17 protein-coding genes are annotated in these 19,215 nt (G+C 71.1%); 9 read left to right on the top strand and 8 right to left on the bottom strand.

What is annotated here, in order from left to right; all coding sequences use genetic code 11:
• The gene (locus tag QTH87_RS18680) at positions 1–663 is read left to right on the top strand and encodes an ATPase (RefSeq protein WP_286611376.1); all 663 of its coding nucleotides are present in this window, start codon (positions 1–3) and stop codon (positions 661–663) included.
• On the opposite strand, the gene QTH87_RS18675 is transcribed toward QTH87_RS18680, so the two are convergent.
• Positions 660–2,069 carry a carotenoid oxygenase family protein gene (locus QTH87_RS18675; RefSeq protein ID WP_286611375.1) on the bottom strand — a complete coding sequence of 470 codons (1,410 nt, stop codon included), beginning with the start codon at positions 2,067–2,069 and terminating at the stop codon, positions 660–662. The two genes, QTH87_RS18680 and QTH87_RS18675, sit on opposite strands and share 4 nt — an antisense overlap.
• Before the next feature lie 143 nt (positions 2,070–2,212).
• Here QTH87_RS18675 and QTH87_RS18670 point away from each other — a divergent pair, with 143 nt between their 5' ends.
• The 3 genes from QTH87_RS18670 to QTH87_RS18660 are packed head-to-tail and all read left to right on the top strand — an operon-like array spanning position 2,213 to position 6,182.
• Positions 2,213–2,893, top strand: coding sequence for a TetR/AcrR family transcriptional regulator (locus tag QTH87_RS18670; protein ID WP_286611373.1), 681 nt, complete (start codon positions 2,213–2,215; stop codon positions 2,891–2,893).
• A gap of 33 nt (positions 2,894–2,926) precedes the next feature.
• On the top strand, positions 2,927–4,747 hold the full coding sequence (locus tag QTH87_RS18665) for an FAD-binding oxidoreductase (protein ID WP_286611371.1): 1,821 nt from the start codon (positions 2,927–2,929) through the stop codon (positions 4,745–4,747).
• Between the two features lie 7 nt (positions 4,748–4,754).
• Complete coding sequence (locus QTH87_RS18660; protein ID WP_286611369.1) at positions 4,755–6,182, top strand: cytochrome P450; 1,428 nt, start codon at positions 4,755–4,757, stop codon at positions 6,180–6,182.
• Between the two features lie 14 nt (positions 6,183–6,196).
• Here the strand turns inward: QTH87_RS18660 and QTH87_RS18655 are convergent, their stop codons facing one another.
• Positions 6,197–7,018, bottom strand: a complete 822-nt coding sequence (locus QTH87_RS18655) for an META domain-containing protein (RefSeq protein ID WP_286611367.1) — start codon at positions 7,016–7,018, stop codon at positions 6,197–6,199.
• A 107-nt stretch (positions 7,019–7,125) separates the two neighbouring features.
• Complete coding sequence (locus QTH87_RS18650) at positions 7,126–7,407, bottom strand: hypothetical protein (protein WP_286611366.1); 282 nt, start codon at positions 7,405–7,407, stop codon at positions 7,126–7,128.
• Positions 7,408–7,938: 531 nt separating this feature from the next.
• On the opposite strand from QTH87_RS18650, the gene QTH87_RS18645 reads away from it, so the two are divergent.
• Positions 7,939–8,334: a response regulator transcription factor gene (locus tag QTH87_RS18645; protein WP_286611365.1), complete on the top strand. Its 396-nt coding sequence runs from the start codon at positions 7,939–7,941 to the stop codon at positions 8,332–8,334.
• 27 nt (positions 8,335–8,361) lie between these two features.
• Here QTH87_RS18645 and QTH87_RS18640 read toward each other — a convergent pair whose 3' ends face one another.
• On the bottom strand, positions 8,362–9,033 hold the full coding sequence (locus tag QTH87_RS18640) for a response regulator transcription factor (protein WP_286611363.1): 672 nt from the start codon (positions 9,031–9,033) through the stop codon (positions 8,362–8,364).
• A 100-nt stretch (positions 9,034–9,133) separates the two neighbouring features.
• On the opposite strand from QTH87_RS18640, the gene QTH87_RS18635 reads away from it, so the two are divergent.
• A complete protein-coding gene (locus tag QTH87_RS18635; RefSeq protein WP_286611360.1) occupies positions 9,134–10,939 on the top strand; it encodes a two-component system sensor histidine kinase NtrB in 1,806 nt (601 codons plus the stop codon).
• A gap of 3 nt (positions 10,940–10,942) precedes the next feature.
• Positions 10,943–11,446 (top strand): SET domain-containing protein, encoded by a 504-nt coding sequence (locus QTH87_RS18630; RefSeq protein WP_286611358.1) that lies wholly within the window; start codon positions 10,943–10,945, stop codon positions 11,444–11,446.
• 28 nt (positions 11,447–11,474) lie between these two features.
• On the opposite strand, the gene QTH87_RS18625 is transcribed toward QTH87_RS18630, so the two are convergent.
• From QTH87_RS18625 to QTH87_RS18615, 3 genes are all read right to left on the bottom strand, one after another.
• Entirely contained in the window at positions 11,475–12,131 is a 657-nt protein-coding gene (locus QTH87_RS18625) for an ABC transporter ATP-binding protein (RefSeq protein WP_286611356.1), read from the bottom strand.
• Positions 12,128–13,252 carry a 3-deoxy-7-phosphoheptulonate synthase gene (locus QTH87_RS18620; RefSeq protein ID WP_286611354.1) on the bottom strand — a complete coding sequence of 375 codons (1,125 nt, stop codon included), beginning with the start codon at positions 13,250–13,252 and terminating at the stop codon, positions 12,128–12,130. The genes QTH87_RS18625 and QTH87_RS18620 overlap by 4 nt, the downstream gene beginning before the upstream one ends.
• Positions 13,253–13,317: 65 nt before the next feature.
• On the bottom strand, positions 13,318–14,457 hold the full coding sequence (locus QTH87_RS18615; protein ID WP_286611353.1) for an FUSC family protein: 1,140 nt from the start codon (positions 14,455–14,457) through the stop codon (positions 13,318–13,320).
• A gap of 62 nt (positions 14,458–14,519) precedes the next feature.
• Here QTH87_RS18615 and QTH87_RS18610 point away from each other — a divergent pair, with 62 nt between their 5' ends.
• Both QTH87_RS18610 and QTH87_RS18605 read left to right on the top strand, forming a co-directional pair.
• Complete coding sequence (locus tag QTH87_RS18610) at positions 14,520–15,647, top strand: YihY/virulence factor BrkB family protein (RefSeq protein WP_286611351.1); 1,128 nt, start codon at positions 14,520–14,522, stop codon at positions 15,645–15,647.
• 86 nt (positions 15,648–15,733) lie between these two features.
• Positions 15,734–15,991: a hypothetical protein gene (locus QTH87_RS18605; protein ID WP_286611348.1), complete on the top strand. Its 258-nt coding sequence runs from the start codon at positions 15,734–15,736 to the stop codon at positions 15,989–15,991.
• Between the two features lie 25 nt (positions 15,992–16,016).
• Here QTH87_RS18605 and QTH87_RS18600 read toward each other — a convergent pair whose 3' ends face one another.
• The gene (locus QTH87_RS18600; protein ID WP_286611346.1) at positions 16,017–19,211 is read right to left on the bottom strand and encodes a bifunctional cytochrome P450/NADPH--P450 reductase; all 3,195 of its coding nucleotides are present in this window, start codon (positions 19,209–19,211) and stop codon (positions 16,017–16,019) included.
• Positions 19,212–19,215 lie beyond the last annotated feature (4 nt).

Here is a 19,215-nt window from a genome sequence, read left to right as displayed (position 1 = left end):
GTGGCCCGCGACAGCGCCGCGCGTCCCTTTCTCTTCGTGCTGGCCGGCGTCAACGGCGCGGGCAAGAGCTCGGTCGGAGGCGCCTTGCTGGCTGAGTACGGGCTCACTTGGTTCAACCCCGACAGCTACGCGCGCGAACTGGTGCAGCAGCTAGGAATGGCGCCGGAAGACGCCAACGGGCGCGCCTGGGAATACGGTCGGGCACAGCTCGCGGCGGCCATCGCCAATCGCAGCAACCATGCCTTCGAGACCACGCTGGGCGCCAGCACCATCCCGGAAATGCTGGCCCGCGCCAGCACCAGTCATGACGTCGTGATGATCTATTGCGGGCTCGCGACCGCCCGTCTGCATCTGCGGCGCGTGCGCGCGCGGGTCGCGAGCGGCGGCCACGACATCCCCGAAGCCAAGATCCGCGAGCGCTGGACGAGCTCCCGCCTCAACCTGATCCGGCTGCTGCCGCTGCTGGCCCGGCTGCAGGTGTTCGACAACAGCGCCGAGGCCGACCCCGGCGAGGACATTCCCGACCCGGTGCTGGTCCTCGAGATGGCAGGCGGCAAGCTGATGTTCCCCGCCGCCGACGATGCGGCCGCGCTCGACGCCACGCCCGACTGGGCGAAGCCGGTGGTGCAGGCGGCGATCGAATTGCGGGCCGACCGCCGCTAGCCCGCCACGCCGAACCAGTTGCCGTGGAAGCCGTCCGGCACGCGATGCGGCAGCGAGGCGACGCACAACGGCCCGGCCGCCACGTTGCGGGCATCGAAGACGACCAGGTCGCTGGTGTCGGTGGCGGCCCGCCATGCAACCGCGAGGATCCAGCCGTCGCCCTCGGCGGAATCGGGCGAACGCGCCACGAACACCGGCTCCGAGATCCGGTCCCGGCCCTCGAAGGTGTAGACGTCGGCCCGAGGCGCCGCGTGGTCGACATGAACCAGCCGCGACTGCATGCGCAGTTCGCCGTCATCACCCGGTGCGTGGCCCGCGAACCAGCCATGGCGGTAGGGAAGACCGGCACGGCGCTCGTCGATGCGAGGGAACTCGCCCGGGATCTCCTCGAGCACGGTCTGCGTGAACCGGCGTCCCGGGTCGGCCAGGTCGAACTGCCAGCGCACCAGCTGCGCCGGTTCACGCCCGTCGCTCGCGGGCGAACCGTCGGGCAGCGGGAACAGCGGCGGCCGGGCGAACTGCATCACGTCGACGCAGACCCGGCCGGGCTCGTCCCAGGCATTCATGACGTGGAAGACATAGGCCGCGGGCCCGCTCCACCAGACGATGTCGGCCGTGCTGCCGGCGCGCGGCATCAGGCCGACGCGGGTGCCGAAGCCGGGCTCCCAGGCGAAAGGCGGGCGGCCCGACTCGGCGCGCTCGCGGCTCGCCGTGAGCGGCATCACGGGGAAAAGCACGTGGTTCGCCGTGACGGCGAAATCGTGGACCATGCTGGCGTACGGCGCCTCGAAAAACTCCTGGCGCAGCACCTCGCCTGCAGGCGAGACGACGCCGAAGCTCATGCCGCTCGACAGCGATTCGGGCGTGCCGTAGCCGAAGAACAGCAGCTCCCCGGTACTCGGGTCGGTCTTCGGGTGCGCGGTGACGCGCCCCTGCACGCCGCCGCGGAAATCGTCGACGCCCAGCGTCTCGAGCGTGGCCAGGTCGACCGCGATGGGCAGGTGCGCCTCCTCGAGCGCGAGCATGCGACCGGCATGACGGATCACGTTGGTGTTGGCCGCGCCATCGTCGACCGGGAACGGCTCGCCGCCGGGCTGCGGGGCGCCCGGCGTCGTGACCGGGTTGTGGCCGGTGCGGCGCGCGTAGGCCAGCCGGCTGGTGAGCACCCAGCGGTTGCGGTAGCGCACCTGGCCGTCCTCGATGCGGAACGCATGCAGCATGCCGTCGCCCACGAACCAGTGCGCCTTCGGATCCGGCACCGCGGGATTGGGGCCGTTGCGGACCAGCGTGCCGGCAAGGCCCTCGGGCAGACGACCCTGCAGCGGCAACGGACCGACGTCGGTCTCGAAGTCGATCGGCGACATGCTCGGCGGCGGCGCACTGCGGCGCGGGGTGGCTTCGTTCATGGCGGGGCTCTCCTGCGAAGGAACACGGAATATTTTTCCAGTGGAAATATGCGTTCGCGGATCTGCGCTGTCAAGCTATTTTTCCAGTGTTAAGATTTCGGCTTGCCTTCTTCGTCGCCTGCTCGAGTCCGAACCCGAACCCCATGGCCACTGCCCGCTCCCCTGCCGACACCAGGCCCTACCACCATGGCGGCCTGCCGCTGGCGCTGCTCGCGGCGGCCGAGTCGGTGCTGGTGCGCGACGGCATCGCCGGCCTTGGCCTGCGCGCGATCGCGCGCGAGGCCGGCGTCTCGCACACCGCGCCCAAGCACCACTTCGGCGACACCACGGGGCTGCTCAGCGACCTCGCGGCGGTCGGCTTCCAGCGCCTGCACGACGCGATGCTGGCGGCGATGGTCGGCATCGCCGACACCCAGGAGCGCCGCCTCGCGATCGCCCGCGCCTACGTGCACTTCGCGCATGCCAACCCGGCGCTGTTCGGCCTCATGTTCCGCAACGAGATCATCGACATGCAACGCCCCTCGCTGGCCGCGGCCGCCACGGCGACGCTGCAGGTGATGGCCCCGACCATCGGCGGCCAGCAGCCGGCCGAGGGCACCGAGGCGCTTGCGCTGTCGGGCACCGAGGCAGTGCGCGTCACCGCCGCCTGGGCCTATGTGCATGGCCTCTCGACGCTGCTGATCGACCACCGGCTGCAGGGCATCCTGAAGTCGACGACCGCCTTCGCCAGCCCCGTCGACCTGGTCGACGCAGTGCTGCGCCAGGTCCGGCTCGGGCTCGACGTGCTGCCCGACCCCGCGGCGCCGCTTCCGAACGGCGGTTGATTCGGCGGCGGCGCGGATCGAGAATCCGCGCCTGTGAAACGACGACGCCTGGTGCAGATCGCCGCGGCCCCGGTGCTGCACGCACCGCTCATGGGATGGTTGACGCCCGCATCGGCGGCGGCGGCGCCCCTTCGTGCGCGCGTGCGGCCCGGCGACGCGGACTGGCCCGCCGAGGCACTCTGGCAGCAGCTCGGCGCACAGGTGGGCGACGCGCTGATCACGCCCCGGCCGCCGTTCGCAGGCTGCCAGGCCGCGCCCGCGAGCACCGACTGCGCGCAGTTCTTCAAGTCGCTCAAGAACCCCTACGTGCTCGGCGACGACCCCGCGCTCACGCAGACCCTGGGCTGGGTCGATGCCTGGACCTCCGCCACCAGCGCGCGCGCGGTGGCCGCGCGGCGCACGGCAGACGTGGTGGCCGCGGTCGATTTCGCGCGCAACCACCGGTTGCGGCTGGTCGTGAAGGGCGGCGGCCACAGCTACCAGGGCACATCGAATGCGTCCGATTCGCTGCTGGTCTGGACCCGCGCGATGAACCAGGTCGTGTTGCACGACGCCTTCGTCGCGCAGGGCTGCGCAGGCCGCGCCGCGCCGGTGCGCGCGGTTTCGGTCGGCGCCGGGGCGCTCTGGTCGCAGGTCTACGACGCGGTCACCACGCGCGGCGGCGGCTATGTGCAGGGCGGCGGCTGCATGACGGTGGGCGTCGCGGGCCTGGTGCAGAGCGGCGGCTTCGGCAGCTTCTCGAAGGCCTACGGGCTGGCTTCCGGCAGCCTGCTGGAAGCCGAGGTCGTGACCGCCGACGGCGCCGTGCGCATCGCCAACGCCTGCAGCGAGCCCGAGCTGTTCTGGGGCCTCAAGGGCGGCGGCGGCAGCAGCCTCGGCGTGGTCACGCGCCTCACGCTGCGCGTGCACGAACTGCCCGAGCGCTTCGGCGCGGTCAACATCGTCATCAAGGCCGCCTCGGCGGGCGCCTACCGCCGGCTGATCGCGCGCATGGTCGACTTCTATGCCAGCGCGCTGCACAACCCGAACTGGGGCGAGCAGATCCGCTTTCGCCCCGACGATTCGCTGCGCATCTCGATGGTGTTCCAGGGCCTGGACCGCAGCCAGGCCGTGGACACATGGCAGCCCTTCATCGACGCGGTGGAAGCGGCGCGGAGCGACTACACCATCGAGTTCTCGCCGCTGCGGATCGTCTCGACCTCGGCGCGCGAGTTCTGGGCGCCGACACTGGTCAAGCGCACCTTCGGCTTCATCAGCAGCGACGACCGGCCCGGCGCGCCGCCCGGCAACGTCTTCTGGCCCGGCGACCAGGGCCAGGCCGGCCAGGTGCTGCACGGCTACCAGTCGGCCTGGCTGCCGGCCGCACTGCTCGAGGCGCAGCGCCGGCCCGCGCTCTGCGATGCGCTGTTCGCCGCCAGCCGCCACTGGGGCGTCTCGCTGCACGTCAACAAGGGCCTCGCAGGTGCCCCGGCCGAGGCCATCACCGCCGCCCGCGACACCGCGATGAACCCTGCCGTGCTCGACGCCTTCGCGCTCGCGATCAGCGGCGCCGAAGGGCCGCCGGCCTTTCCGGGCGTGGCCGGCCGCGAACCCGATGTCGAGCGCGCGCGGCGCCAGGCCACCGCGATCGCCCGTGCCTTCGACGAGCTGCGCCGTCTGGTGCCGCAGCCGGGCTCCTACCTGTCCGAGAGCAACTACTTCGAGCCCGACTGGCAGCGCGCCTTCTGGGGCAGCAACTACCCGCGCCTGCGAGCCGCGAAGGACCGCTACGACCCCGAGGGCCTGTTCTTCGTCCACCATGGCGTGGGCAGCGAACGCTGGAGCGCCGACGGCTTCACGCCGCTTGCCTCATGATGCGCGCATGCCCGGCACCACCGTTCTTCGCCGCATCGACCAGCTGCCCGGCCCGCGCGGCTCGCCGCTGATCGGCAACCTGCTCCAGATCGACGGCCCTCGCTTCCACCTGCAGCTCGAGCAGTGGGCACGCGAGCACGGCGACTACTACCAGCTTCGGACCGGCCGGCGCCGCCTGCTGGTGGTCGGCGACCACGCGGGCGTCGCCGCGACGCTGCGCGATCGGCCCGACGGCTTCAAGCGCACCACGCGCATGGAACAGGTGGCCACCGAGATGGGCCTGAAGCCCGGCCTGTTCGGCGCCAACGGCGACGACTGGCGGCGCCAGCGCCGCATGGTGATGGCAGGCTTCGATCCCGCGCACGTGCGGCACTACTTCCCTTCGCTGCAGAAGGTCGGCCAGCGCCTCGCGGGACGCTGGGCGGCGGCGGCGCGCGAAGGCCGCGCGATCGACCTGCAGGCCGACCTGATGCGCTACACGGTCGACACCATCGCGGGCCTGGCCTTCGGCGCCGAGGTCAACACGCTCGAGTCCGACGGCGACGTGATCCAGCAGCATCTCGACAAGATCTTCCCGGCGCTCGTGAAGCGCATGCTCGCGCCGCTGCCGACCTGGCGCCTGCTGCCGAGCCGCGCCGACCGCGCGCTGAAGCAGGGCGTCGAGGCGGTCAACCTGGCGGTGGACGGCTTCATCGCCGACGCGCGCGCCCGCATGGCGGCCGACCCTTCGCTGCGCGCCGCGCCGCGCAATCTGCTCGAGGCCATGATCGCGGCCGCCGACGAGCCCGGCAGCGGCATCGACGACGCCCAGGTCTCGGGCAACGTGATGACCATGCTGCTGGCCGGCGAGGACACCACGGCCAACACCATCGCCTGGATGATCGACCTGCTGTGGCGCCATCCGGCCGCGCTGCGGCGCGCCGTCGACGAGGTGCGGCGCGTGCTCGGCGATGCCTCTCAGCCCGGCTTCGAGCAGCTCGCGCAGCTCGACTACATCGAGGCCTGCGCCCACGAGACGATGCGGCTGAAGCCCGTGGCGCCCATCCTCGCGCTGCAGGCCGAACGCGACACCACCATCGGCGACGTCGCGGTGCCGGCCGGCACCGTGGTCATCGACCTGATGCGCCGTGACAGCGTGAGCGACAGCCACCTGCCGAATGCCGCCGCCTTCGATCCCGATCGCTGGCTCGCCGACGGCCCGGCGAGCGCCATCGCGGGCAGCGCGAAGCGCACCTCGATGCCCTTCGGCGCCGGCCCGCGCATCTGCCCCGGGCGCTACCTTGCGCTGCTCGAGATGAAGATGGCGATGGCGCAGCTGCTCGGCCGCTTCGACATCGAGGGGGTCGACACGCCCGACGGCCTGCCGGCACGCGAGCACCTGTCGTTCAAGATGACGCCCGTGGGCCTGCGGCTGAGGTTGCGCCTGCGTTCCTGAGCGCGGCGATGCTGCTACGGCGCCTCGCGGCTGCCGGTCAGCGTGCGCTCGCCGTCGGCTCGATGCATGTCGAGCAGCGCGCCGCTGAAGCCCCAGGTGGTGGTCGACTTCAGGGCCGCGATGAATTCCCGCTCCTGCGCCATCACGCCTTCCTGCGGGCAGACCCGCCGCGTGCTCGAGACCGGGCCGATGCGGATGCGGTTGCCGTCGACGCTGTAGTTCGCGCGCAGCGTGTTGCAGCCGCCGAAGCCCTTGAGCACGCCATCGCCGAAGCCCAGTTGCAGGGTGGTGCCGGCGATCGGACTCACGACCGCCTGGCGGCCGTTGTTGAAGCCCGTGATGTTCGAGCGGAGCCCCGCGAGCGCGGGCGGCGGCTCGGCCTGGAAGCCCAGCACGCGTTCGCCGGCATCGGAGTCGAGCGCCAGCCGGTCGCCCGACACCTGGGCGCGGAAGGTGCCGGCCAGCGCGCGATGCACAGCGGTCTCGAGCGCCATCGCACCGGGCTCGCAGGCCATCATGGTGCCGCCGATCGCACCGATCACGAGCCGGCCGTCGCGCGCGCTGTAGGTGCCGAAATACCGGTTGCAGCCGGAGAAGCCGCTCACGCGTCCGCCCTCGAAGCGTGCCGTCACCGCGCGCGGCCCGGTGGGCAGGCGGGCGGCATCGAAGCCGCGCAGCTGCGTGAGGCGCCAGGTCGGCCCCTCGATGGCCGCCAGCGGGCCCGGCAGCGTGGGCGCGACGGCCGGCGCGGGTCGCTGGGGCTGGGCACCGGCCGCGGCGGCAGACAGGGCCACGAGCAAAGTCAGCGCGAGTCGTCGGGGGATGGTGGTCTTCATGGGCGTCTTTCCGCGGATGTCGCCAAGCCTTGCGGAAGCAAGATGGCAAGCTGCGATCTTAGTCAGCCCGTCGCGACACGGGCGCTGCCGACACAGAGCGCGGCCCTTCAGCGCCCGGCCGGCGGCTTGAGGACGGTGAAGTCGAGGAAGGCGGTGCGCTCGAAGGCCTCGTCGGCCTCCTTGTCGACCTTCGCGGGCGCGGGAAAGTCCATGAAGTCGGTCGGCGCGAAGCCGGTGTCACGGCGCGGCGGCAGCGGCACGCGTGCATGGCGCTGCTTGGCGCTTTCGCGCAGGCGCGCCAGGTCGGCGCGCACTTCCTCGAGCGAACGCATGGTCCTGGCGGGCGCCACGGGCTCGGCGGCGGGCTGCGGCGGCGGAACCGAAGCCACGGCGACAGGCTGCGGCTGGACCGGAAGCTGGACCGGAGCGGCAGGAACCGCAGGCACCGTTTGGACCTCGACCGTCGGCTGCGGCTGCGGGGGCGTCGCGCGTGCCGCCTCGGGTCTCGGCGGCGCCGGCCGCGACGTCGGCGGGCTCATCGTGCCGGGCATCGAATGCCGTGGCGGCAGCGACGAGGCCACCACGCGCGGCGCCGAGCGGGTCCGCCGCGCCTTCCTTCCGAACAGGAGCCGGAGACGACTGCGGAGCCGGTGCCAGGTGCCGAGAAGAGGTGTTGCGTTCATGCGGACGGGATGTTGGCGCGATTGTGTATGCGAAGGGATGTATGCGAATGGGCTACATCGCGCTGTATACCGCGATTTGGGCAGAAATGCACGGAAGCGTTCACTGCAGCATGCCCCACGCGTCCAATTCAAGAGACGACGCAGCGGCGAGCAGCGTGGTGGCGATGGGACCAAGGTCCAATATCGCTGCCGGCGCGCAAGGCGCAACGTCGAGCCCTCACCGAGGATCTTCAACACATGGCGAACGCCGCAGCGACCCTGGTCATCCACGTGGTCGACGACGACATGTCCGTTCGAACGGGTCTGGCGCGCCTGATGCGGTCGGCCGGCCATCCCGTGCAGGTCTTCGAGGGCGTGGAACAGTTCCTGGAGCGCAGCGGTCCGGCCATGCACAACGGCTGCGTGGTGCTCGACATCTCGATGCCGGAACTGTCAGCCCCGCCGATGCAGCATCGGCTGACACAGGCGGCCGCAGGCATTCCGGTGATCGCGCTGTCGACGCGCGACGACGACGAGACGCGTCGCCTCGCGCGTGTCTTCGGCGCCCGCTTCTTCCTGCGCAAGCCCGTGGATGACCAGGCACTGCTGGATGCGATCGAGTGGGTCGCCGGCGGCGCCCGCCCGCCCGAGTGAATGCCGCCAGCCGCCTCAGGGCCGAGTTCAGCCCGCGGCGGCCACCGACTCGCTGCGTTCGAACGCACCGGCGCCGCACAGGCGCACCAGTTCTGCCACCGAGCGCACCCCCATCTTCTCCATGACGCGGGCGCGGTGCACCTTGACGGTCTTCTCGGAGATGTCCATGTCGGCCGCGATCTGCTTGTTGAGTCGCCCGGCCAGCACACCGGCCAGGACCTCGCTCTCGCGCGGCGACAGGCGATCGAGGTGGTCCTGCAGGCTGCTGCGCAGCTGCTCGCGGGAGCGCTCCGCCTGGTGGCGCGCCAACCCGCGGCGCAGCGCATCGAGCAGCACTTCGTCGTCGACGGGTTTCTGCAGGAAGTCCACCGCACCGTTCTTCATCGACTGCGCACAGGTCGGCACGTCACCCTGGCCGGTGAGGAAGATCACGGGCAGGCTCCAGCCGCCATCCAGCATCAGTGCCTGCAGCTCAGGGCCGCTGGTGCCGGGCATCTGCACGTCCAGCAGCAGGCAGGCGATGCCCGAGATCGGCAGCCGCTCGAGGAAGGCATCGGCCGAGGGGAAGGACTCGGCCTGCCAGCCGACCGAGCGCGCCAGGCGTTCGAGGCCCGTGCGAACGGACGCGTCGTCGTCGACGACGAACACCGTGTGCTCGAAAGTGTTCGAGGCCCTGCTGCCTCCAGACGACTCGCTCATTGAGTAGTTTTCTATTAAGTCCCGCGCGACGCGCATTATTTGCCGGCCGCTCGCAGCGTGCAACCGCAAGGATCGGCGGCCGGCTAAGCTCGGCGCCCCAATGAGTGAAATCCTCGTGCTTACCCTGTGCGGCCTGTCCGGCGTCGTCGGCTATGCAGCGCTGCACAACGCCATCATCGGCCTGCAACGGCCGATCCACCGCATGCACCTGCTGTTCGCTTGCATGTGTGCGACCATCCTGGTCTACGTCGTGGCCAAGACCTGCGCCTACCGGGCCGAGACCGGAGCCGCGCTGGTCGCGATGCGACGCCTGGAGCTCCAGGCCGCCATCGTCTTCACGGCCCTGCTGCCCTGGTTCTACGGCGCCTACCTGCGCCTGCGGCCGCGGCGCGCGCAGTGGGGCGTGACCCTCGTCTGCGCCGCGCTGTTCGCGCTGAACGCCTGGCTGCCCTGGGGCCTGGCCTTCACCTCCCTGCCGGGCGCCGATCCGGTCCTGCTGCCATGGGGCGAGCGCGTGACGGACCTGCGGGTGTTCCATCCGACGCCGTGGTTCGTCGCCGGAGCCACCTTCATGGGCCTGGTCTTCCTCTGGGGCGCCAAGCTGGGGCTGCGGCAGTACCGTGCCGGCCACAACCGGCGCGGCAGCCTCACGTTGGCCGGCTGCATGCTCATGGTGGTGCTGGGCCTGGTCTACAACCACCTCGTGAACCTGCAATGGGCGCCCGGCGTGCACGTGGCCGAGTTCAGCTTCATCGGGCTGGTCGTGATGCTCGACGTGGAGCTCTCGCGCGAGCGCCGCCAGTCGCGCGAGCGCGTGCGCGGCATCCTCGACAACATGCCGGCCGCGGTCTACGTGAAGCTGCACGACGGCCGCTACCTGATGGCCAACCGGGCCTACGAGGAGCTGTTCGACCTGCCGGGCGGCTCCCCGATCGGCCGGACCGATGCCGAGCTGTTTCCGGGCACCGCGCGCGCCGAAGCCGAGCGCGCGAGCGACCTGCAGCTGCTGCGCGGCCGCGAGCCGAAACGCGGCGAGGAGCAGATCGGCAGCACCCCGGAGGGCGAGCCGCGCGTCTTCGCCTCGCTCAAGTTCCCGCTGCTCGACCGCGACGGCTCGCCCGACGCGCTGTGCGGCGTGCTGACCGACGTCACCGCCCTGCGGCGCAACGAGCGCGAGATGTATCTGCTGCGGCTCCAGGTCTGGCATGCGGACCGCGTCGCGCGCACGGCCGTGCTCGCGGCTTCGCTCGCGCACGAGCTGTCGCAGCCGCTGACCGCGATCCTCAGCAACGCGCAGGCCGGCCTGCGCTTCCTGGCCAGGGACGAGCCCGACCTCGACGACCTGCGCGAGATCCTGCAGGACGTGGTGCGCGACAACAAGCGGGCCACGGGCGTCATCAATGGCCTGCGCACCATGTTGCGGCGACAGGAGACCCAGCGCGAGCGGGTCGACATCGGCGCCTGCGTGCAGGAGGTGATCGACCTGATGCACAGCGACTTCGTCGAGCGCGGCATCCAGGTGAGCCAATCCGTCGCCGCGGACTGCTACGCGCTTGCCGACCGGGCACAGATCCAGCAGGTGGTGCTCAACCTCGCGATGAATGCCAACGAGGCGATGACCGAGCAGCCGCGCGATGGCCGCGCGCTGCACGTCACGGTGACGCGGGCCGGCGAGCGGAAACTGCAGGTCTCGGTCCGGGACTCCGGGCCCGGTATCGCCGAGGAAGACCTCGGCCGCGTGTTCGACCACTTCTACACGACGAAGGCCAGCGGACTGGGCATGGGGCTTGCAATGTGTCGATCGATCCTCGAGGCGCACGGCGGCGGCCTCGTGGTCGAGCGCAACGCGCATCGCGGCGTGACCTTCTCCTTCCTGCTGCCTGCCGAACCGACTGCCGACTCCTGATCCATGACTGCCTCCCGCAAGCGAAACGCCAACGACACCCCGCTGCTGCGGGTCTCCACCAGCGGCATTCACGGCCTCGGCGCCTTCGCCACGCGCGACCTGCCCGCCGGCGTGCTGCTGGGCCTCTACGAGGGCCGGCGCTACACCGCCGACCAGGTCGCGGCGCGGACCTGGGACAACCAGCTCACCTACCTGTTCATGCTCTCCAACGGCGAGACCATCGACGGCGGCAAGGGCGGCAATGCGACGCGGCACCTCAACCATTCGTGCGATCCGAACTGCGAGGCGGTGGAGGAATACGACGATGCCGGGCGGCTCGACCTGCGTTTCCAGACCCTCGTGCCGGTGGCCGCAGGGGAGGAGCTCTTCATCGACTACGGCCTCACGGCCGACGACGGCTCGCCGGCTTCCGACTATCCGTGCCGATGCGGTGCGGCCACCTGCCGCGGCACCATGCTCGACACCGAGCCGCGCGAGGAAGCGCAGCCTGGCCTGGTCGCGCGCTGAGCGATTGGCCGGGTCGAAGCTCCCCGCGTCAGCGCGCCGGCAATTCGATGATCTGCGCGAGCGACAAGCCCTCGGGCCGCTCGTAGCTCGCTACCACGACCGCCTGTCGCGCGGCCCGGGCCTTCGCCTCGAGCGCACGCCAGAGGCAGCGGATCGAGCCGGTATCGAGTGCCGCGGTCGGCTCGTCGAGCAGCAGCAGCGGCCGGGACGAAGCCAGCGCCGCCGCCAGCCAGACCTTGCGCTTCGATCCGGTCGACAGCATGAACATCGACTTGCCCAGGTGCGGGGCGAGCGAGAAGCCCTCGACCAGCGCCTGCCAGGCCGATTCGTCGAAGCCCTCGTCGCCGGCCTTGAGCGCCGCGGTGCAGTCGGCCACCGCCAGCGCATCGAATTCGTCGGTCGACGGGTCGACATGGAAGACGCGGCGCCGATAGGCCGCGGCGTCGGCGGCGAGCGCCACGGCGCCCACCAGCAGTTCCCCGTGCTGCGGCGCGGCGCCGCCGGCGAGCAGCCGCAGCAGGGTCGACTTGCCGCTGCCGGTGTCGCCGTGCAGCAGCGTGAGCCCGGGGCCGATCGCCGCGTTCCAGCCCGCGAACAGCGGCGGCTCGCCCGGATAGGCGAATTGCAGCGCTTTCACCTGCAGCAGTGGCGCCGCGTCGACCTCGTCCTGCGCGGCGCCGGTCATGCCTTCACGCTGCGGCGACGTACGTGCACCGCACGCGCCAGTTGCTCGAGCACCGGCACCGTCTGCGCAAAGCCGATGCAGGCGTCGGTGATGGAGACGCCGTGGCGCAGCGGCACGCCAGGCTTCAGGTCCTGCCGGCCTTCCTCGAGATGGCTTTCGATCATGAGGCCGGTGATGCGCGCATCGCCGGCCGCGATCTGCTGTGCGACCTCGCCCGCGACCACGATCTGGCGCTGGTGCTGCTTGCTGCTGTTGCCGTGCGAGACATCGATCATCACCTGCTCGCGCAGCCCGTTTCCTCGCAGCGTCTCGCAGCTGGCGTCGATGTCGGCGGCCGCATAGTTGGGCGCCTTGCCGCCGCGCAGGATCACGTGGCAGTCGTCGTTGCCGCGGGTCTCGAAGATCGCCGCCATGCCCATCTTCGTCATGCCCATGAAGGCATGCGGCGCGCGTGCCGCGAGGATGGCGTCGGCCGCCACCTTGAGGCTGCCGTCGGTGCCGTTCTTGAAGCCGACCGGGCAGCTCAGGCCCGAGGCCAGCTGCCGATGGCTCTGGCTCTCGGTGGTGCGGGCGCCGATCGCGCCCCAGGCGATCAGGTCGGCGATGAACTGCGGGCTCAGCAGATCGAGGAACTCGGTGCCGGTGGGCAGGCCCAGCGTGGTCAGTTCGAGCAGCAGCCGGCGCGCCCGCTCGAGGCCCTCGTTGATCGCGAAGCTGCCGTCCAGGTGCGGATCGTTGATGTAGCCCTTCCAGCCCACCGTGGTGCGCGGCTTCTCGAAGTAGGCGCGCATCACGATCAGCAGGTCGTCCTGCAGCGAATCGGCCACCGGCTTGAGACGCCGGGCGTACTCGATCGCCTGGTCATGGTCGTGGATCGAGCAGGGGCCGACCACCACCACGAGGCGGTCGTCGCGGCCGTGCAGCACGTCGGCGATCGCTGCACGGCTGCTCTCGACCAGCGCCAGCGTGTTGTCGCGCACCGGCACGCGCTCCTGCAGCAGGGCCGGGGTCATGAGCGGGCGCACTGCGCCGATGCGCACGTCGTCGATGCGCGTGGTGTCGAGGGTGCTGTCGCGAGAGCCGACTTCGGCGTCGTGGAAGGGGTCGTCGATGGAAGGCATGGCAATGAGTATCCGAAGCTGAAACTGGAAATCCGGCCCCGATTGTCCTCTGCGGCGGCGCGGCCTCAGGCTGCAGCGCGCAGCGGCAGCACCAAGCGCGCTGACAGCAGGCCCAGCAAGCCGCCCAGCATCGTCTCCCAGGCACGCGAGGCGAGCAGCGCCACCGAGTGCTCGCCGCTGGCCGCGAGCGTGAGCACCAGCACGAAGGCGAAGGCACCGCAGGCGATGTCGTAGCGCTCGACCAGCGTGACGGCGTAGAGCACCATCGCGCAGGCCGCGAGCGCCCAGGCCAGCGGCGCCACGTGCTCCGCGAGCGGCAGGCAGGCCAGCCCCAGCAGCACCCCGACCCAGGTGCCCGCGATGCGCTGGCGCACACGTGCGGCCGTGCCGCTGGCCGTGCCCGCGATCACGTAGACGCAGGCGGTGATGGCCCAGGCCGGCTGCTCGAGACCGAACAAGGCGTCGAGCGCGATCACCGCGAGCGCGCCCGTGGCGGCCTGCAGCCCCATCGCAAGCTCGCCGGGCAGGCCGCCGAGCGAGCACCGCGCAGCCGGCACCACGACCGGCACCGGGGGCGGCCGCGCCGGCGCGACCAGGCTGCGCGCCAGCACCGCGGCCGCCGCGGCAGCGAGGCCCGCGAGCGCCATCGCCGGCAGGTCGGCCATCGACTGGCCGGTACTGAAGGCCAGCAGCTGACCGATGTAGACCTGCGAGCCGACACCGCCGCCGAGCATGCCGAAGCGCTTGAGGCAACCGGCGCCGAAGGCACCGGTGACCAGCACCAGTTCGGGTCCCCAGCGACCGAGCGTCGCGAGCAGCGGCGCCGCCACGATGAAGCTCGCGCCGCCGATCGCCGCCGCCGCGCACAGCACCACCAGGTCGCGGGCAGCGCGCGGCCGGCTCTCGCGCCCTTCCGAGACGCTGGCCCAGAGGGCGAAATTGCCGGCCAGGAAGGCCAGCATGGCGCTGCTGTCGGGCATCGACGCGCCCCCGAGCAGCCAGCCCAGCAGCGCCGCCAGCCCGTAGGCCGTGACCAGCCGCAGCCCCTTGTAGCGGCGCGACAGGTCGGCGTCGAAACGGGCGAGCCAGTGCAGGTCCATGTCGCCATTCTCGACGCGCACCAGCCCGCGCTCGCAGCCGCCTGCGCCGAAGCACGCCGCGCTCCTACAGCCCGCGCGCGGCGGCCGCGCCATGCTGGCCGCCATGGCACCGCGTCGCCGCCATCCTGTCCTTCGCAGGCGCCGCATGCCCACCACCCAGAGGCCCCATGCCGATGTCGCCGCAGCACCTTTTCGCCCTATGCCGCAAGGCGGTGATGGCGTGGATCGACGACTTCGCGCCCAGCATGGGCGCGGCGATCTCGTACTACACCATCTTCTCGCTGGCGCCCTTGCTGGTGATCGTCATCGCCATCGCGGGGGCGCTGTTCGGACGCGACGAGGCGCAGCAGCAGATCGTCGCCCAGATCGCCGGCCTGGTCGGAGCGGAAGGCGCCAGCGCAGTCGAAGCGTTGCTGAAGAGCGCGAGCGAGCCCGAGCGCGGCCTGATCGCCGGCGCCATCAGCCTCGGCGTTCTCCTGATCGGCGCGACCACGGTCTTCGCGGAACTGCAGAGCGCTCTCGACCGCATCTGGCACGTGCCGGAGAAGCAGAAGCCGCAGGGCGTCTGGGCCGTGCTGCGCGCCCGGGTGCTGTCCTTCGGGCTGATCCTGGGCCTGGCCTTCCTGCTGATCGTGTCGCTGCTGGTGAGCGCCGGGCTGGCCGCCTTCGACACCTGGTATGGCGGCCTGCTCCCGGGCTGGGAGCTGCTCTTGCAGATTCTGAACGTGGTCGTCTCGCTGGCCATCCTCACGCTGCTCTTCGCGATGATCTACAAGCTCATGCCGACCGCGCGCATCGCCTGGCGCGACGTCTGGATCGGCGCCCTGGTGACGGCCGTGCTGTTCGAGCTCGGCAAGCTGCTGATCGGGCTCTACCTCGGCAAGAGCGGCGTGACCGAATCCTTCGCCGCAGCCGGCTCACTGGTTCTGCTGGTGGCGTGGGTCTATTACGCGGCGCAGATCTTCCTGCTCGGCGCCGAGTTCACCAAGGTCTATGCCGACGAGCACGGTTCGCTCGCGGGCGTGAAGGCCCAGCAGGCGACCGAACAGGCAGCGAAGCTCGCCGAGGCCGGCACGGCCGCCGTGGGCAAGCCGCTGGTCGCAGCGGCCGGCAAGGCCGAACTCGCGCGCACCGCCGCCACCCAGGCCGAGATCGACCGTCGCCTCGGCCGCGCCACCAGCCTGCTCGCCCGCCAGGTCATCACCCTCGGCGCCGTGGCGCTTGCCAACGAGCTCGCCCTGCGCTGGCGCAAGCGTCAGCGCCGAGCCACGCGCGCCCAGGCACGAGGCAAATAGCGCGACGCGCCGTGATCTTTTTCCTTGGCCGGTTCCGGCGCGTTCGGTCCAATGGGAACCAGCACAAGAAGATCGAACCGCTGTCCATGAAGCCTGACCTGAGCCTCGTCATCGAAGAACCCATCGCCGGCCACTTTTACTGGCTGATCGTCCGTCCCGGCGGATGGCTGCGGCTGGGGCCCTGCCAGGTGATCGAGTCGGCTCAAGGACCGTTGCCCTCCTACAAGGCAGCGCAGGAAGCCGGCCAGCAGGTGCTCGCCAATCTTCAGCCCGCGCGCGAGCGCGCCGCGCCCAGCGGCTTCGGCGGCGCCTGGGACGTGCGCACGGTCCCCGGCGCGCTCTGAGCCACCCTCCCGTCCTTCACGTCCTTCACGCGAACACGTCCGACACGTAGCGGCCGTGCGCATGTTCCATGCGATCCGCCCAGGCCTGGGCGGCGGCATCGTCGTCGCCGGTCGCCTGCTGGTAGATGTGGATGAAGGTCTCGCGCACCGCAGGCGCCATATGCCTGCCATCGCCGCACACGTAGAACTGCGCGCCCTCGCGGAACAGCACTCCGATATCGGCCCGGTCCTGCCAGACGCGGTGCTGCACGAACACCACCTCGCCCTCGGGCCGTGACGAGAAGGCCGGACGCAGTTCGACCACGCCCTCGGCCTGCCAGGCCGACAGCTGCTCGCGGTAGAGGTAGTCGACCGCGGGGTCGTCGATGCCGAAGAACAGCAGCGCGCGGCCGACCTCGCGCCCGGCCGCCTTCTGGCAGGCCCGTTCCTGCAGGAAGCCGCGGAACGGCGCCAGCCCGGTGCCCGCACAGACCATCACGATCGGCGTCTTCGGGTCGGCCGGCGGCCGGAAGCCCGCCTGCGACGGGCGCACCGCCACCGACAGCCGGTCGCCGGCGCCAAGCCGCGCCAGGTAGCTCGAGGCGACGCCCTCGAAACGGCCCTGTCCCGACAGCGCGGGCGCATCGACCACCGCGAAGGTCAGGCTGGCCTGGTCCTCGTCGGCCAGCGGCGAGGACGAGATCGAATACTGGCGCGCGCGCAGGGTCGGCAGCATGGCGAGGAACTGCGCCAGGCCGAGGGCGCAGGACGGCGTGCGCTCCAGCAGGTCGAGCACGCTGATGCGAAGCTCCAGGACCTCGGCCGCGTAGGCCTCTTCGCCAGCGAGGCGCTCGAGCGCCCGGCGCTCGGGCGGGCACGGCGTCGCAGCCGCGAGCTGGCCGACCTGGGCGCGCGTGGCGGGCTGGGCCAGCTCGACATAGCCGGCCAGCACCTCGGCCGCGGCGATCGGGTAGTCGCCCGGCAGTGCCGAAGTGCTGCCGCCCTGCTTGCGGATGACGATCTGGGCATCGCGAGCGAGGCCGAAGCGCGTCAGAGCGCGCGCCACGCTGGCCTGCGGATTGCGCGGCAGCACCGCGAGATAGTCGCCGCTCCGGTAGCGCATGCCGGCCGGCAGCGCGAGCTGCAGGTGACGCTTGGATCGCGCCCCCGGCGCGCCCATGTCCACCAGCTCGCGGTTCTCGACCACCGTGGCGGCCTCGAGTTCACCCAGCGCCAGTGCACGCTCTCGCGCCGACTGCAGCACCTCGACATCGAGGCTGGGCGGCGTGGCGCGGTCGACCACCGCACGCCCGAGCGCGGCGCCGAGGTCGTCCCAGAGGCCGTGCTGCCATTCGTCGAAGGCGCCGAAGAAGTCGCCGCCGGCATCGGTCTCGCCGCGCGGCCGCAGCCGCGTGGCGCCGGCCGCAGCCATCGCGGCGTCCACGCGCTTGGGCACGGCCTGGTAGGTACGCGCCCATTGGCGGTTGCCGCAGCCCATGACCGCGAAGCGCACGCCCTCGAGCGTGCCGGCCGGGCACTGCTCGATCCACGAAAGGAACTTCTTCGCATTGTCGGGCGCCTGCCCTTCGTAGGAGGCGGTGACCACGACCGCCGGCGTGCCAGCCGCCAGCGCGCCTGCGTGGTCGTCGAGCGCGGCCACCGTGGCGGCATAGCCCTGGCGCGGCGCATCGGCCGCGATGCGCCGCGCGAACATCTCGCACGAGCCGGTGTTGCTGCCGTAGAGCACCAGCAGCGACGGCGCATCGGCCGGCAGCGCGACCTCGCCGGCCGCCTCCTTGACCAGCCGCTGCGGCACGCCGGGGATCGCACTGCGCAATGCGAAGCCGCCGGTGCCGCGGGCACGCGCGCGGATCTTCAGGCCGTGCGGCTTGAGGGTCAGGGTCTCGGCGATCTCGAGCTGGTAGGAAGGATCGTCGAGCACGATGTCGAAGCGCTGCAGCATCATCGCGATCACGAGCTGCGCCTCCTGCATCGCGAAAGGCCGCCCGATGCAGGCCCGCGCGCCGTTGCCGAAGGGCTTCCAGGCATTGGGCGGCAGCTTCTCGGCCGTGTCGGGCTCGAAGCGTTCGGGACGGAAGTCCTCGGCGTCGTCGCCCCACACGGCCGGGTCGCGGTGCAGCGTCGGCTGCAGCACCAGCAAAGTGTCCTTCGGGGTGAGCGGATAGCGGCCCGCGAGCAGCGTGTCGGCGATCGGCTTGACGCCGAAGATCGGCGCGGTCGGCCACAGGCGCAGCGACTCCATGAGGATCTGCTCGATGTAGCGCAGGCGGGCCAGGTGCTCGACACGCGGCATCTCGTCGCCGAGCACCTCGTCGACCACCGCGCGCGCCTTGAGCATGGCCTCGGGATTCTTGAGCAGCAGGTAGCAGGCGAAGGACAGCAGCCCGCTGGTGGTCTCGTGGCCCGCGATCAGGAAGGTGACCATCTGGAAGCGGATGTTCTCGTCCGACAGCTTCTCGCCCGTGACCGGGTCGACGCCGTTGAGCATCACGTTGAGCAGGTCTTCCTTGGCCGCACCCTGCGGGTCGCTGCGGCGCTCCGCGATCAGCTGTTCGGCCACGCGCGCGAGCAACTCCTGGTCGGCCTCGTAGCGGCGCCGCGTGCCGACCATCAGGTTCGACACCATCGCGGGCCGCCGGCCGCGCTGGCCGGCCTCGTCGAGCGCATCGACCATCGCGGCGACGAAGGGATGCATCTCGTTCTGATAGAAGCTGTTGAAGCGGTAGTCGAAGGCGCACAGCGCGATCGTGTCGAGCGTGAGCCGCGTCATGTTGTCCGCCACGTCGATCACCGCCGAGCCGCCGAAGCGCTCCCACTTCACGAACATCTGGTGCGCGATGTCGACCATGCGATCGAACATCGAGCGCACGCCGAGCGGGCCGAAGGCCGGCATCAGCAGCCGGTGCGCCTTGGCCCAGTTGGGCTCGCTGTTGTAGGCCGTGAAGAGGCCGTCGCCTGCGAAGGCCCGGATCTGCTGCAGCGGCCCGTGCACGCGTTTGTTGAACCGGCTCTCGTCGCACAGCTCGTCGACGAGTTCCTGCGAGCTGACCACGTAGGCATCGCGCCCCAGCAGCGTGAGCTTGAAGATCGGCCCGTACACGCCGGCCAGCCGCATCATGCTCTGGATCGGGGCCTTCGAATCGAGCTCGCCGAGGTTGCCGAGCAGGGGCTTGAGCGGCGGTTGCGGAACCTGGGACGTGGCGGGGGCGGTGGTCTTCATGGTC

The sequence above is a fragment of the Variovorax jilinensis genome (assembly GCF_030316885.1).
Classification (GTDB): domain Bacteria; phylum Pseudomonadota; class Gammaproteobacteria; order Burkholderiales; family Burkholderiaceae_C; genus Variovorax; species Variovorax jilinensis.
This window is presented reverse-complemented; position numbering and strand designations above follow the sequence as displayed.